At 31.0% G+C, this 1,646-nt stretch carries 1 protein-coding gene; it reads right to left on the bottom strand.

Annotation, left to right across the window (positions count from 1 at the left end; translation table 11 throughout):
* Positions 1-1,490 (bottom strand): choice-of-anchor L domain-containing protein (locus tag Q0881_RS17680; RefSeq protein WP_299163277.1); only part of this gene is annotated, 1,490 nt, incomplete at its 3' end.
* Positions 1,491-1,646: the final 156 nt, after the last annotated feature.

The following is a 1,646-nucleotide window of genomic DNA, read 5'->3' as shown; positions in this document are numbered from 1 at the left end:
TATGATACTTCATATATAGTAGTAGATAGTGCTCCTAAAATTTCGTTGTCTTTTGTATTTAATAGGAAACTATTAAAGAATCCATCTGTATCTCCACCATTTGCTGCATCATCACATTCTTCATAGTCTACTGGTGTTTGTGGGATTGGTTTTCCTGTAATTGTTGATTTAAAAGAAGAATCAACAAAACAATTCTTAGCATTCTTATTTCTTATTCGAACATAAATAGTATCGTCAGCCGTGTTATTTATATAATTATTTGGTGTTGTTATTTGAGTTGTATATGCTGCATCTGAGAAAAATAATACTTCAAAAATAGTATTACTCTGACCAGCTAAAATTTCATTTGTTTTTAATGTTAAATCTTTAACAACTTTTAAATCATTACTACAAGTAAGAAGAGGAGTGATTGCAGTATTGTTTGTGGGGTTATCGGAAAACTCTAAAACAACATCATCTTCATCGTTGCATGTACCCGTTGAAATTTTACAAGTATATTTTCCATTACCTAAGTTAGCTAAATAATCTTTGTTTGTGGCTCCAGGAATAATTATATCATCTTTAAGCCATTGGTAAGTGTCAGCAGTAATATTAGAGGTTAATAATTTTTCTGTTCCACAAACAGATGTTTCATCGGAAGATAAAAAATCTTTTCCTAAACTTAAACCTAAGTTGAAACTACCTTTTTCTAAAAAAACGGCAGAATCAAGTCTATTATCTGAATTATCTGCAATTACTAATTTTATATGATAGGTAACATTAGGGGTTACCTTTGCTTTCGCTGTTAAAATTTTAGTTCTACCATCAAAATTAGTATCGCCTAGATTGTTACCTGCAAAATAAGCTTCATTTTTAGCTGCACAGCCAGCCCCACTAGTAATTGTACCATGTACATTTGTAACACTAACTGGTGTAGTAGTACCAGGTATTACAGCTAAATTTGTATATGTAGTTGTTCCTGCTTCTCTTAATAAGAAAGCAAAACCATCAGCATAAATACAAGGGTAATTATTTTGATATTCTTCAGAAGCCATTAAATAACGAAAACTTATTTCATCTGATTTAGGTACAAAATCAAATTCAATAACACTTGCGTCAAGTAAATTAGGTTCTGCTAGTGAGGCACTTAAATCAGCATCATTATTTCCAGTAGTTCCGCTATCTAAACTAGGAGTTCCAGCTTCACCTATAGGAAATGCTCGTCCTGTAGAAATAACGATACCTTCTTTGAAAGGAAATTTGCTTCCAGGTTTACTTTTAAAATACCCGTAACTTTTAGTCTCTCTATCAGTTGGAGCTCCAGAAACAGAAGAAGTTATGTTGGTAACTGTTGTACAACTATTATCTATAAGCACCTTTTCAATAAGGTCTTTAGGATTATATACTGCTTCAGGCTGACTAGCATTGTTTACTTCTATTGTTGTTTGTGCTTTTATAGATAAAAAAGCACTAAAAAATAAAATAAGACTTAAAGATAATTTTGACTTCATGTAAAAAAGTATATAACAAATAAAACAGCTAAAATGCAGTTTTCCCTACTTTTAATCAAATAAAAAGGGGAAAACTGAATTAATAAATTATTTTCTTAAAATAGAGAAGTGGCCTTGATGTTGGTGCATTTTTCCTTTTCTGTCTACGAGTTGAAT

Origin of the sequence: uncultured Tenacibaculum sp. (genome assembly GCF_947494125.1) — a bacterium.
Taxonomy (GTDB): Bacteria; Bacteroidota; Bacteroidia; order Flavobacteriales; family Flavobacteriaceae; genus Polaribacter.
The sequence above is the reverse complement of the archived record's forward strand: the minus strand, read 5'-3'. Positions and strand labels throughout refer to the sequence as shown.